This window comes from Paracoccus aminovorans (assembly GCF_001546115.1).
Classification (GTDB): domain Bacteria; phylum Pseudomonadota; class Alphaproteobacteria; order Rhodobacterales; family Rhodobacteraceae; genus Paracoccus; species Paracoccus aminovorans_B.
Genome location: NZ_KQ955209.1, coordinates 377418 through 390553, shown reverse-complemented (window position 1 = coordinate 390553; position 13136 = coordinate 377418). Strand labels below are relative to the sequence as shown.

13 protein-coding genes are annotated in these 13136 nt (G+C 71.7%); 5 read left to right on the top strand and 8 right to left on the bottom strand.

From position 1 onward, the window contains the following. Positions 1–2: 2 nt before the first annotated feature. The 7 genes from ASV56_RS13800 to ASV56_RS13770 form a co-directional block, all read right to left on the bottom strand. Positions 3–635, bottom strand: a complete 633-nt coding sequence (locus ASV56_RS13800; protein WP_062562634.1) for a lysophospholipid acyltransferase family protein — start codon at positions 633–635, stop codon at positions 3–5. A gap of 111 nt (positions 636–746) precedes the next feature. Next, complete coding sequence (locus tag ASV56_RS13795; RefSeq protein WP_062562633.1) at positions 747–1718, bottom strand: Bug family tripartite tricarboxylate transporter substrate binding protein; 972 nt, start codon at positions 1716–1718, stop codon at positions 747–749. A 10-nt stretch (positions 1719–1728) separates the two neighbouring features. After that, positions 1729–3237 carry a tripartite tricarboxylate transporter permease gene (locus ASV56_RS13790; RefSeq protein ID WP_062562632.1) on the bottom strand — a complete coding sequence of 503 codons (1509 nt, stop codon included), beginning with the start codon at positions 3235–3237 and terminating at the stop codon, positions 1729–1731. A gap of 9 nt (positions 3238–3246) precedes the next feature. Continuing rightward, positions 3247–3708, bottom strand: coding sequence for a tripartite tricarboxylate transporter TctB family protein (locus ASV56_RS13785; RefSeq protein WP_062562631.1), 462 nt, complete (start codon positions 3706–3708; stop codon positions 3247–3249). A gap of 51 nt (positions 3709–3759) precedes the next feature. Then, complete coding sequence (locus tag ASV56_RS13780) at positions 3760–4734, bottom strand: tripartite tricarboxylate transporter substrate-binding protein (RefSeq protein WP_062562630.1); 975 nt, start codon at positions 4732–4734, stop codon at positions 3760–3762. A gap of 177 nt (positions 4735–4911) precedes the next feature. Next, on the bottom strand, positions 4912–6258 hold the full coding sequence (locus ASV56_RS13775; protein WP_062562629.1) for a sigma-54-dependent transcriptional regulator: 1347 nt from the start codon (positions 6256–6258) through the stop codon (positions 4912–4914). Further along, a complete protein-coding gene (locus ASV56_RS13770; RefSeq protein ID WP_253880037.1) occupies positions 6255–8105 on the bottom strand; it encodes a sensor histidine kinase in 1851 nt (616 codons plus the stop codon). Before ASV56_RS13770 ends, ASV56_RS13775 begins: the two co-directional genes overlap by 4 nt. Positions 8106–8225: 120 nt before the next feature. On the opposite strand from ASV56_RS13770, the gene ASV56_RS13765 reads away from it, so the two are divergent. From ASV56_RS13765 to ASV56_RS13745, 5 genes are read left to right on the top strand one after another with little or no spacing between them, the layout of a single operon-like run. Beyond that, positions 8226–8975, top strand: coding sequence for an energy-coupling factor ABC transporter ATP-binding protein (locus ASV56_RS13765; protein WP_062562628.1), 750 nt, complete (start codon positions 8226–8228; stop codon positions 8973–8975). After that, the gene (locus tag ASV56_RS13760) at positions 8950–9570 is read left to right on the top strand and encodes an energy-coupling factor transporter transmembrane component T family protein (protein ID WP_062562627.1); all 621 of its coding nucleotides are present in this window, start codon (positions 8950–8952) and stop codon (positions 9568–9570) included. Before ASV56_RS13765 ends, ASV56_RS13760 begins: the two co-directional genes overlap by 26 nt. A gap of 3 nt (positions 9571–9573) precedes the next feature. Continuing rightward, complete coding sequence (locus ASV56_RS13755) at positions 9574–10146, top strand: biotin transporter BioY (RefSeq protein WP_062562626.1); 573 nt, start codon at positions 9574–9576, stop codon at positions 10144–10146. Further along, positions 10143–11282 (top strand): AMP-binding protein, encoded by a 1140-nt coding sequence (locus ASV56_RS13750; protein WP_062562625.1) that lies wholly within the window; start codon positions 10143–10145, stop codon positions 11280–11282. Before ASV56_RS13755 ends, ASV56_RS13750 begins: the two co-directional genes overlap by 4 nt. Then, entirely contained in the window at positions 11279–12382 is a 1104-nt protein-coding gene (locus ASV56_RS13745; protein ID WP_062562624.1) for a thiolase family protein, read from the top strand. Before ASV56_RS13750 ends, ASV56_RS13745 begins: the two co-directional genes overlap by 4 nt. Here ASV56_RS13745 and ASV56_RS13740 read toward each other — a convergent pair. Beyond that, positions 12379–13053 carry a nitroreductase gene (locus ASV56_RS13740; protein ID WP_062562623.1) on the bottom strand — a complete coding sequence of 225 codons (675 nt, stop codon included), beginning with the start codon at positions 13051–13053 and terminating at the stop codon, positions 12379–12381. The two genes, ASV56_RS13745 and ASV56_RS13740, sit on opposite strands and share 4 nt — an antisense overlap. Positions 13054–13136: the final 83 nt, after the last annotated feature.

Here is a 13136-nt window from a genome sequence, read left to right as displayed (position 1 = left end):
GCTCAGCCTTTCGCCTGGCTCAGCGCCAGCATGGCGGCGCCGAGGCGGGACAGGAAATCGTCGCGGCTTTCGCCGGTCTCGGGGCGCATGGGCTGGCCGAAGCGCACGGCGCAGTTCAGCGGCACGGGCAGGAAGGCGCCTTTCGGCAGGATGCGGTCCAGGTTCAGGATCCAGGCCGGCACGATCTCGGCCTGCGGCACGGCGCGGGCCAGGTGGAAGATGCCGGATTTCAGCGGCAAGAGCCGGGCATCGGTCAGGTTGCGGGTGCCCTCGGGGAAGAAGATCACGTCCTCGCCGCCCTGCAACACCGCCGCCACGGTGCCGACCGGGTCGCCGCGGCGGCTGGCCGGGTCGCGGTCGATCAGCACGGCGCGGAACACCTCGTTCGCGATCCAGGCCCGCAGGTCCGAGCGTTCCCAGTAATCGGCGCCGGCGACGGGCCGGGTGCGGGCGCGAGCCGCGGGCGGCAGCACCGACCACAGCGCCACGAAATCGGCATGGCTGACGTGGTTCGCCACCAGGATGCGCGGCGCGCCCGAGGGCGGCGGCAGGTCGATCGCCCGCAGGCTGAGCAGGGCGCGGGCGGTCCCGACCAGCCCCGCACGGGTCAACCGCACCGCCGTCGTCGCCGTCATGCCCTTCCCCCCACCGCATTGGTTCTGCGGCCTTTCCTGCCATGAAACCATGCGGGAATGAAAGGGGCCGGGTCGCGCGGACCCGGCCCCCTTGGAACGCTTGCCGCCGCGTCAGTCCAGGCTGACGTTCGCGTCGCGGACCACGGGTTCCCATTTCGCCATCTCGGCCTTGACGTGTTCGGCCAGCGCCTCGGGAGTCGAGGCGACGATGCTGGCCGAGAATTCCTTCATCCGCTCGGCCACGGCCGGGTCGGCCATGGCCGTGAGCGCCGCCTTGTTCAGCGCCGCGACCACCTCGGGCGGAGTGCCGGCCGGGGCGAAAAGCGCGTTCCAAGTATAGGTCTCGTATCCCGGCAGGGTCTCGGCGATGGCCGGCACGTCGGGGAAGCTGGGCGCGCGCTCCGCCGTCGTCACCCCCAGTGCCCGCAGCTTGCCCGAGGCGATGTGCCCCGAGGCCGAGGGCAGGTTGTCGAAGATGATCGGCACCTGGTTGCCCAGCACGTCGGTCAGTGCCGGGCCCGAGCCCTTGTAGGGGATATGGGTGATGTCGACGCCTGCCATGGACTTGAAGAGCTCGCCCGACAGGTGCAGCGGCGTGCCGTTCCCGGACGAGGCATAGGCCAGCGTGCCGGGCTCTTTCTTGGCCAGGTCGATCAGCTCCTGCACGCTGTTGACCGGCAGTTCGGGATTCACCGCCAGCACGTTCGGCACCAGCACCAGCAGCGAGATCGGGGCGAAATCCGCCACCGGGTCATAGGGTTTCTGCTTCAGGATCAGCGGGTTCAGCGCATGGGTGGCGACGGTGGCCATCAGGATCGTATAGCCGTCGGGATCGGCCTTGGCGACCTGGGCCGCGCCCAGGGACCCGCCGGCACCGCCGACGTTCTGCACGATCACCTGCTGGCCCAGGGCGGCGCCCATCTTGTCGGCGACGATGCGCCCGACCACGTCGGTCGAGCCGCCGGCGGCAAAGGGGATGACCAGGGTGATCTGGCGGTCGGGGAATTCGGCGCGGGCGGCGCCGGCCAGCCCCAGCGCCATGGCGGCGCCCAACAGCAGGCGGCGGGTGATGGATGCGGTCATGCGTTTCCTCCTATGCATCGCTTTCGGTAAAGACCTCGTCCCGCCGCTTGCGGATCTGCGGCGTGAAGACCAGCACCAGCACGGCCGCCGCCATCAAGAGCAGCACCAGGCTGATCGGACGGGTCACGAAGGTCGAGGGATCGCCGCGCGACAGGATCATGGCGCGGCGCAGGTTTTCCTCCAGCAGCGGACCCAGCACGAAGCCCAGCAGCAGGGGCGCCGGCTCGCAGCGCAGCTTGGTCATGACATAGCCCAGAAGCCCGAAGAAGGCGACCGCGAACAGGTCATAGGTGTTCGTCGCCACCGAATAGACGCCGATCGAGCACATCGCCATGATGATCGGGAACAGCACGTAATAGGGCACGGTCAGCAGCTTTACCCACAGCCCGATCAGGGGCAGGTTCAGCACCACCAGCATCAGGTTGCCGATCCACATCGACGCGATGATGCCCCAGAAAAGCTGCGGCTGTTCGCTGACCACGTTCGGCCCCGGCACGATGCCCTGGATGATCATCGCGCCGATCATCAGCGCCATCACCGGGTTCGCCGGGATGCCCAGGGTCAGCAGCGGAATGAACGAGGTCTGCGCGCCCGCGTTGTTGGCGCTTTCCGGCCCGGCGACGCCGGCCAGCGCGCCCTTGCCGAATTCCTCGGGGTTTTTCGACAGCTTCTTCTCGACCGTGTAGCTGGCGAAGCTGGCGAGGATGGCGCCGCCGCCGGGCAGGATGCCCAGCACCGAGCCGACGCCGGTGCCGCGCAGCACCGGGCCGATCATCTGCTTCAGCTCCGCGCCGGTCGGGAACAGGCGGTTGATGTTCTTGGTCATCACCTCGCGGTCGTGCTCGTCCTCGAGGTTGCGCAGGATCTCGGCGATGCCGAAGACGCCCACGGCGAGCGCGACGAAGTTCAGCCCGTCGGCATATTGCGTGATGCCCAGGGTGAACCGCGGCGTGCCGGTATAGATGTCGGTGCCGACCATGCCCAGAAGCAGGCCCAGCACCACCATGGCCAGCGCCTTCAAGACCGAGCCATGCGCCAGCGCCACCGACATCACCAGACCCAGCACCATCAGGCTGAAATACTCGGCCGCGCCGAATTTCAGCGCGATCTCGGTCAGCGGCGGGGCGAAGATCGCCACCAGGAAGGTCGAGACCGTGCCGGCGAAGAACGACCCCAGCGCCGCCACCGACAGCGCCGTGCCCGCCCGGCCCTTGCGCGCCATCTGGTAGCCGTCGATGGCGGTCACGGCCGAGGAGCTTTCGCCCGGCATGTTGATCAGGATCGCCGTGGTCGAGCCGCCATATTGCGCGCCGTAATAGATGCCGGCCAGCATGATCAGCGCGCTGACCGGCTCCAGCTGGAAGGTGATCGGCAGCAGCATGGCGATGGTTGCGGTGGCGCCGATGCCGGGCAGCACGCCGATCAGCGTGCCGAGGATGACGCCGATCAGGCAGAAGGCCAGGTTCGCCAGCGACGAGGCGACCGAAAAACCCATGGCAAGGTTGGAAAGCAGGTCCATGCGCGCCCCCTACAGCGGCAGCCAGGGGCCGAAGCGCCGGAACGGCAGCCCGAGGCCATAGCTGAAGATCAGCGTCGACAGGATGGTGACCGCGACCGCCAGGGCCAGCGCCGGCAGCGGCCGCATCCGGCGCGAGGCCTGGGCCGCGATCAGCGTGGTCACGAACAGCGCCGGCACGAAGCCGAGGCCGCGCACCGTCAGGCCGAAGAACACCGGCGCCGGCAGGATGAAGATCAGCCCGCGCCAGGCGATCGGGCCGAAGGGCTCGCCCTCGCGGCCGAGCGATTTCAGCGCCACCAGCGCGCCGAGCAGGAACAACAGCCCCGACAGCACCATGGGGAAATAGCCCGGCCCCATGCGCAGCGAGGTGCCGATTTCCAGCTCCAGCGTCTGCCAGCCGAAGAAGGCGGCTGCTGCCATCAGCAGCAGGCCGGCGGCGAGGTCGGTCTTGTCCTTGGGTTTCGTCGTCATGCGTTCGCCCTTTCAGGGGCCCCGCCCGCGGACAGGCGGGGCCGGATGGGATCAGTCGGCATAGACGCCGGCGGATTCGATGACCGGCTTCCAGCGCGCGATCTCGGATTCCAGCTTGGCCTTCAGCGCGGCGGGGGTGGCGTTCTCGGCCGGCTCGGGCGCGGTGCCGAGATCCGCCATGGCCTTGACGACGCCCTCGTCGGCCAGCGCCTTTTGCAGCGATTGCGACAGGCGCTCGTTGATCTCGGGCGCGGTGCCCTTGGGGGTATAGATGCCGTGCCAGATGCCGACCTGCAGCGCCGGCAGCCCGGCCTCGGTCGCGGTCGGCAGGTCGGGGAACAGTGGAAGGCGCTCGGCTGTGGTGGTGGCATAGGCCTTGATCGTGCCGCCCTTGATCTGCTGGGTGGTGTTGGTGGTCTGGTCGCACATGATGTCGGTCTGCCCGCCCAGCAGGTCGGTCATCGCCGGGCCGGTGCCCTTGTAGGGAACGGTCACCAGCGGCGCCTCCAGCGCCTGCATCAGCAGCATGCCGCACAGGTGGCTGGCCGAGCCGATGCCGGCATTGGCCAGGGTCAGCTTGTCGGCATTGGCCTTGACGTATTCGGTGAAGCCCGCGAAATCCGCCGGCTCGAAATCCTTGCGGGCGACGACGACCATCGGCACCTCGGTCACCAGGCCGACATAGTCGAAGGCGTTCAGCGGGTCATAGGCCAGCTTGCGATAGAGCGTGGCCGAGGTCGCCATGCCGATATGGTGCAGAAGCACGGTATAGCCGTCCGGATCGGCCTTGGCGACATTGCCCGCGCCCAGGGTGCCGCCGGCGCCGCCGACGTTTTCCACCACGATCTGCTGGCCCAGGTCCGAGGACATCTTTTCCGCCACCAGCCGCGCCACGGTATCGGTCGGTCCGCCGGCCGAGAAGGGCACGACCATGGTGATCTGCCGCGTCGGATAATCCTGCGCCCAGGCGCCCGAGCCGAACGCCATCACGGCCGCCAGCGCGGCGGCCAGTTTCGGATATGCCATCCGTGATTCCTCCCCTGTTGGGCCGCGCCTCCCTGCGGCCGATGCGGTCAGGTTGCGCGCGGCCCGGGCGATGCGCCAAACGCTAATCCGTGCCCCGGGCGGAAATCGCCGCCGCCGGGCCAGAAAATGGGTGGGAAAGGGGACATTGCCGCCATCGCATGGGTGGAAATCCACCCCTCAGCCGTCATCCTCGGCGGCGTCGAGGATCAGTCGGCGGTCCAGCCCGTATTTCTGCATCTTCTCGTAAAGCGTCTTGCGGGAAATCCCCAGGCCCTCATAGACCGCGCGCAGGCGGCCGCCATGGGCGGCGATGGCGCTGGCGATCAAGCTGCGCTCGTATTCGGCGACGCGCTCGGCCAGCCGGGTCGCGCCCGGGGCCGGCTCGGGCCGGCCCGGTTCCAGCCCCAGGACGAAGCGCTCGGCCAGGTTGCGCAATTCGCGGACATTGCCCGGCCAGTCGCGGGCGGCGAGGTCGGACAGCAAGGCCGGCGACAGCGCGCGCTCGGGCAGGTTGTGGCGGGCGGCGGATTCGCGGACCAGTTGCAGGAACAGCAGCGCCACGTCCTCGCGCCGGGCGGCAAGCGGCGGCACATGCAGCACCGCGACGTTCAGCCGCCAATACAGGTCCTCGCGGAAGGCGCCGCGCGCCACCAGTTCGGCCAAGTCGGTCTTGGAGGTGGCGATGAAGCGCACGTCCAAGGGCACCGCGTCGTTCGAGCCCAGCCGGGTGATGACCCGTTCCTGCAGGACGCGCAGCAGTTTCGCCTGCAATTCCAGCGGCATCGAGCCGATCTCGTCCAGCAGCACCGTGCCGCCGCGCGCGTGCTCGAACTTGCCATAGCGCGGCCGCAGCGCGCCGGGAAAGGCGCCGGCCTCATGGCCGAACAGCTCGGATTCGATCAGCGCCTCGGGCAGGGCGGCGCACATGATGGCGATGAAGGGCCGGCCGGCGCGGGGCGAGATGTCGTGCAGCGCATGGGCCACGACCTCCTTGCCGCTGCCGGTCGGGCCGATGATAAGCGCATCCGCGTCCGAGGCGCCGATGGCGCGCAGGCGATAGCGCAGGTCGACCATGGCTTGGCTGCGGCCGGGCAGGCGGGCCTCGATATCGTCTCGCTTGCCGGCCACGGCGCGCAGCCGGCGGTTTTCCAGCACCAGCGCGCGATGCTCGGCGGCGCGGCGGATCACCGTCGCCAGTTCCTGCACCACGAAGGGCTTTTCGATGAAGTCATAGGCGCCGCCGCGGATGGCCTCGACCGCCAGCGGCACCTCGGCATGGCCGGTGACCAGGATCACCGGGATCTCGGCGTCGATCGCGTGCAGCCGGCCCAGCAGGGTCATGCCGTCCATGCCGGGCATGCGGATGTCGCTGACCACGGCGCCGGCAAAGCCGGGACCCGCCAACGCCAGTGCCTCCTCGCCCGAGGCCAGCGCTTCGACCGCGAAGCCCGCCAGCTCCAGCGCCTGCGCGGTCGAGCCGCGCATCTGCGCATCGTCGTCGATCAGCAGGACGCGCGCGCTCATGCGGCGGCCTCCTGCGTGGCGGCGGGCAGGGCGACGCGGAACTCGGCCCCGGGGTTCGCGTCGTGGACGCTGATCTCACCGCCGAGGTCGCGCAGGATATTGGCGGTGATCGACAGGCCCAGGCCCAGGCCCGCGCCGATGCCCTTGGTGGTGAAGAACGGGTCGAAGATGCGCGGCGCGATGGCATCAGACACGCCCGGGCCGCGGTCGCGGATGCTGATCCGGACGCGACCGCCCTCGGCCCGGGCCGAAAGCGTGATGCGGCGGTCCGCGGCCTCCAGCGCGGCGTCGGCGGCGTTCGAGATCAGGTTGACCAGCACCTGCTGCAGCCGCGTCGCCCCTGCGCGCAGGGGCGGCAGGTCGGGGGGCAGGTCCAGCTCCAGCGTGGCGCCGCTGCCGGCCAGGCGGCCGGCGACGATGGTCTGCGTCTCGGGCAGCAGCGCGGCCAGCGTCACCGCGCCGGGGTTGGCGTCGGGCTGGCGCGCGGCCTGGCGCAGGTGCTTGCCGATGGCGGCCATGCGATCGACCAGCGCCAGGATCTCGGCGATGTTCTCGCGCGCACGGGCATAGTCGCCGCGCTCGATCAGGATGCCGGCGCTGTCGGCGTAGTTGCGCGCCGCCGCCAGGGGCTGGTTGATCTCATGCGACAGCGAGGCCGACATCTGCCCCAAGGCCGCCAGCTTGCCGACCTGCACCAGGCTCACCTGGGCGGCGCGCAGCTCGGCCTCGGTGGCGCGGCGCTCGGCGATCTCCTGGCCCAGCTGCTCGTTCACCCGCGCCAGGTCGGCGGTGCGGGCGATCACCCGCCGCTCCAGCTCTGCGGTCGCGGCCAGGCGCTCGCGCAGGCGGGCGCGGCGCTGGCGCAGCATCAGCGCGCCGAAGACCGCGGCCGACAAGAGCAGCACCAGGCTTGCCACCGTCAGCCGCGCCTCGGCCTGCAACTCGGCGCTGTCCAGCAGCACATGCACGGTCCAGCCCGCCTCGGGCATGGGCTCGGCCGCGGCGATATAGTCGCGCCGGGGCGAGGCGGGGTCGCCGGGCCGGTCGGGCAGGCGCAGAAGCTCGGTGCCGCCGCGCGCGATGCGTTCCAGCGGCAGATCGGCCAGCGGCGTCTCGGCATAGCGGCGCGAGGCGGCGGTGCGCGCCAGCCGGTCCGGCGTCAGCGGCTGCAAGGCGTGATAAAGCCAGGCCGGCTGCGAGGACAGGAACACCGTGCCCTCGGGGTCGGTCACCAGCACGCGGCTGGCGCCGCCCTGCCAGCCGGCCTCGATCCGGTCGACGCCGATCTTGACCGCCGTCACCGCGACGATGCGCCCGCCCGCGTCCCTGACCGGGGCCGAGAAGAAATAGCCCCGCACCCCCGAGGTGGTGCCGACGCCGTAAAACCGCGCCGGCTTCCCGCGCATCGCGTCGATGAAATAGGGCCGATAGCTGAAGTTCTGCCCCACGAAGCTGAGCCGCTGGCCGTGGTTCGAGGCGGCGATGGTCAGCCCGTCCGGCAGCATCAGGTAGATGTCCGAGGCCTGCAGCGCCGCGTTCTGCCGCTCCAGCCAGCGGTTCGTGGCGGCGAGCAGGTCCGAGTCGGTCGGATCGGCGACCAGCTGCCGGATCAGGTCCAGGTCGCCCAGAAGCTGCGGCACCATCTCGTAGCGGGCGAGGTCGGCCTCCAGCGCGTTGACGGTCAGCCGCAGCGTGGTCTCGGCCCGGGCATAGCCGCGCGCCATGGCCTGCCGCTCGGCCAGCCGGGCGCCCAGCCAGACGGTCGCCGCCAGCGCCAGCAGCGCCAGCGCCCAAAGCGGCGCCGCGCGCCAGCCGGCGCGCCGGGAATGGGAAAGCGGCATCTCCATGCGGGAAATCTGGCAGCAAGCCGGGCGCGGCGCAATGGCGCGGGGTTCTCGCGGCGCCGATCTGCGGTTACACAGGCGCGACTCGCGCCGCGCCGCGGCGAAAGCAGGATGGGATTGCCGATGATTTCGCCCGCGCCGCAGGCCGCCCCGGCCGATTTCGCCATCCGGCTGGACGGCCTGGGCTATGAGGCCGGCGGCCGGCCGGTGCTCTCGGACGTGACGCTGCATTCCTCGGCCCGGCGCATCGGCGTGGTCGGGCGCAACGGCTCGGGCAAAAGCACGCTGGCGCGGCTGCTGGCCGGGTTGCTGGCGCCGACCAGCGGCCAGGTCCGCATCGGCGGCCACGATCTTTACCGCGACCGCCGCGCGGCGCTGCAGACCGTGGGCATCCTGTTCCAGAACCCGGAACACCAGATCATCTTTCCCCGCGTCGCCGAGGAAATCGCCTTCGGCCTGCGCCAGCAGGGCCTGGACAAATCGGCCGCGGCCCAGCGTGTGCGGGCGGTGCTGGCGGCCTTCGACAAGCCGCATTGGCACGACGCGCCGATCTCGGCCCTGTCGCAGGGCCAGAAGCACCTGGTCTGCATGATGGCGGTGCTGGCGATGCGGCCGAAACTGCTGATCCTGGACGAGCCCTATGCCGGGCTCGACATCCCGACGCGGCGCCAGCTTGCCCGCCACCTGCACCGCGCCGACACCCGGCTGCTGCATATCTCGCACGAGCCCGCCGATCTGGAAGCCTGCGAGGCGCTGTTCTGGCTCGACCGCGGCGGCATCGTCGCCCAGGGCGGGCCCGAGCTGCTGGACACTTTTACCGCCGAGATGATCCGGCTGGGGGATCTCGATGATCTCGCTGACCTCGCCGGTTGAGACGCGCGCCCATCGCTGGCCCGCCGGGCTGAAGCTGGGGGCGCTGTGCCTGTGCTCGACCGGGCTGTTCGGGCTGCCCGGCATCGGCTGGAACGCCGCCGCGCTGGCGCTGGTGCTGGGGCTCTATGCTCTGCCGGGGCCGGTCTTCCTGCGCGCGGGACTGGCCAGCCTGCGGGTGGTGCTGCCCTTCGTCGCCATCCTGCTGGCCTGGCACGCGCTGACCGGCGACCTGCCCCAGGGCGTCGCGATCACGCTGCGCATGGTGGCGCTGGTGGCGCTGGCGAACCTGGTGACCATGACCACGCCGCTCGAGGACATGGTGGCGCTGATCCACCGCCTGACCGCGCCGCTGCGCCGGCTGGGCCTGCGCACCGCCGCGCTGGAGCTGGCGATCCCGCTGGTCATCCGCTTCACCCCGGTGCTGGTCGCCCGGGCCGAGACCCTGGCCGAAGCCTGGCGCGCGCGCTCGCGCCGCCGCCCCGGCTGGCAGCTGGTCCTGCCCCTGACCTTGCAGGCACTGGACGACGCCGATCATGTCGGCGAAGCTTTGCGGGCGCGGGGTGGCGCCCCCATATCCCTGGACACGGAGGATTAGGCCATGGAACGCAATATCGCGCAGGTCGCGCTGTTTGCCGCGATGATCGCGGCGCTGGGGCTGGTGCCGCAGATCACGCTGGGCTTCGGCGTGCCGATCACCGCCCAGACCCTGGGGGTGATGCTGGCCGGTGCCGTGCTGGGCGCCCGGCGCGGCGCGGCGGCGGCGGGGCTGTTCCTGCTGCTGGTCGCGCTGGGCCTGCCGCTGCTGGCCGGCGGGCGCGGCGGCCTTGGCGTCTTCGCCTCGCCCACGGCGGGCTTTGCGCTGGGCTTCCCGGTCGCGGCCTTTGTCACCGGGCTGTTCGTCGAGCGCGTCGCGCTGCGCCCGGCCGGCCTTGTCGCCGGCATCGGCGCGGTGCTGGGCGGCATCGTCGTGCTGTATATCCTGGGCGCCGGCGGGCTGGCCATCGTCACCGGCAAGCCCTTGGCCGAGGCCTTCCGCCTGGTCGCGGTCTTCATCCCGGGCGATCTCTTGAAGGCCGCGATCACCGGCATGCTGGTGCAGGCGCTGGCCCGCGCCCGGCCGCAGACGCTGGCCTGGCATCGCCCGGCCGGCTCGGCCCAGACCCGGCTGTGAGCCAGGGGGCATTCGCCCCGGCCCGGCCCGGCGCGGTGCTGGACTGCGGCGGCGCCGGGCAGAATGCGGCGGCCCTCGCGGCGCTGCTCGACTGCCTGGCCCGCGGCCTGCCGATCCACGCCAGCCTCGAGGGCATCCGCCCCGAGGGCGATGCGCCCGGCGCCTGGCTGTGCTGCCAAAGCTCGGGCTCGGGCGGCCGGGTCAAGACCATCCGGCGCAGCCACGCCTCATGGCTCGCCAGCTTCCGGGTCAACCGCGATCACTATGGCCTGTCGGCCGCCGACCGCTATGCCGTGCTGGGCCAGCTTGGCCATTCGCTGGCGCTTTACGCCAGCATCGAGGCGTTGCAACTCGGCGCCGGCCTCATGGTGCTGGCCGGCGACAGCCCGCGCCGGCAGCGGGCCGCGCTGGCGCAGGCGACGGTGCTCTATGCCACGCCCGCGCAATTGCGTCGGCTGCTCCTGGCCGGGCCGGGTTGCTTGGCCGGCGTCACGCATGTCTTCTGCGGCGGCGGCAAGCTGGACCCGGCCTGCCGCGCCGGCATCGCAGGCCTGTGCCCGAATGCGGCGATCCGCGAATTCTACGGCGCCTCGGAGACCAGCTTCATCGCCATCGCCGATGCAGCCACGCCGCAGGGCTCGGTCGGCCGCGCCTATCCCGGGGTCGATCTGCGGCTGGATGCGGCGGGCCGCATCGGGGTCGCCAGCCCCTATCTCTTCGACGGCTATGCCGAGCCGGACCTGCCGCCGCCGCCGCGCCCCGAAGGCTATCTGCAACCCGGCGACATCGGCTGGCTCGACGCGCAGGGCAACCTGTTCCTGCGCGGTCGCGAAAGCCGCATGGTGACGGTCGCGGACCGCAACCTGTTCCTCGAGGATGTCGAGGCGGTGCTGGCCGGTCTGGTCCCCGCCCCCAGCGCCGCGCTGGCGCTGCCCGACGCGCTGCGCGGCCATGCCGTGGTTGCGGTGGTCGAGGGTGCGCCCGACGATGCGCTGGCCGCCCGCCTGCGCCGCGCCTGCCGCGAGGCGCTGGGCGATCACGCCGCGCCGCGCCGGGTGGTGTTCCTGCCGCGCCTGCCGCTGCTCGGCTCGGACAAGCCGGATCTGGCGGCGCTGGCCCGGCTGGTCGCGCCATGACCGGGGCGGTCGTGGTCGCCGCCCGCCGCAGCGCCGTGGTGCCGCGCGGTGCGGCCTTCGCCGGCCTGGAGATCCATCAGCTTGCCGCCCCGGTGATCGCCGACCTGCTGCGCGACGCGGGGCTGGCGCCCGGCGACGTGGACGAGCTGATCCTGGCCAATGCGCTGGGCAGCGGCGGCAATCCGGCACGGGTCACGGCGCTGGCCGCCGGCCTGCCGGTCGCCGGGCTTACGCTCGACCGGCAATGCTGCGGCGGCATGGATGCGGCGCTGCTGGCCGAGGCGCTGATCCGCGCCGGCCGGGCGCAGGTGGTGATCGCCGGCGGCGCCGAGAGCTATTCCCGCCGCCCCCTGCGCCTGCGCACCGACCCCGCGGGCGGCCCAGCCGAGCCCTATGACCAGCCGCCCTTCACCCCCTGGCCCGAGCGCGATCCTGACATGGCCGAGGCCGCCGGGGCCGTTGCCCGCCTGCTGCGCATCACCCGCGCGGACCAGGACGCCTGGACCATCGCCAGCCACGCCCGCGCGCTGGCCGCGGCGCCCCGCATGGCGCAGGAAATCACCGCCATCGCCGGCGTTGCTGCCGACCCCTATGCCCGGCGCCTGACGCCCGCGCTTTGCGCCCGGGCCAAGGCGCTGTCGGGCAGCGTCACCGCCGCCAACACCGCCGTCGCGGCGGATGGGGCGGGGTTCTGCCTGCTGGTCTCTGATGCCGTCGCGCGGCGGCTGGCAACGCCCCGGCTGCGCATCCTGGCGGGCGCGACGCTGGGCGCCGATCCCGAATTGCCCGGCCTCGCGCCGGTGCCGGCGATCCGCGCGGTGCTGGCCGCGGCGGGGCTGACGGCGAGCGAACTCCACATCGTGGAACTGATGGAGGCCTTCGCCGTTCAGGCCATCGCCTGCGCCCGCGAAACCGGCCTGCCCATGGATCGCATCAACCCCGGCGGCGGCGGCCTGGCGCGGGGGCATCCCATCGGCGCCTCGGGCGCGATCAACCTCGTGCGCCTGTTCCACGATATGGAGCCCGGCCAGGCCGGGCTTGCCGCCATCGCCGCCGCCGGCGGGCTCGGCACGGCGATCCTGCTGCGGCGCGAGGGCTAGAAGCCGCGGAAGCTGGTGAACTCGGCCAGGTCGGCGCGTTCGGTGCGGAAGCGGTTCTCGGGCGCGTCCGGGTCGGGCCAGCCAAGTGCCAGGCCGCAGACCACCATCTGATCCGGGGGCAAGGCCAGCAGGCGATGCGCCTGGGGCCCGTAATTCGCCAGCGCGCCGATCCCGGTCGCGCCCAGGCCATGCGCCTCGGCCGCGAGCAGGAAGCCCATCAGGCTCATCCCCAGGTCCATGAAACAGCCCTTGCCCATGGTCCGGTCGATGGTGACGACCACGCCCACCGGCGCGCCGAAGAAATCGTAGTTGCGCCGGAACTGCCGGCGGCGGCCGTCGAGATCGCGCCGCTCGATCCCCAGGGCCTGATAGAGCGCATAGCCCGCCGCGCGCTGCCGGGCCTTCAGCCCGGGCGGCATCGGCTCGGGGAAATAGGAATATTCGCGCGCCTGCGGGGCGCCGGCGTCGATCGCGGCCTGCAGGCCCGCCACCAGATCCGCCAGGGCGCCGCCGGCCAGAACGTGGAAATGCCCCGGCTGCAGGTTGGCGCCGCTGGGGGCGCTGCGGGCCAGGCGGCAGATCTCTTCGACCGTGGCTCGCGGCACCGGGCGGTCCAGATAGGCCCGCACCGAGCGCCGCTTTCGCATCAATTCGCTGAAATTACGCTGCATCCCCTGCCTTGCCAAACCGCTCGAGAGCAGGCGTAAACTGGCGGGCGATGCCCCCGGGGTCAAGCGGCCGCGCGGGGCAAGAA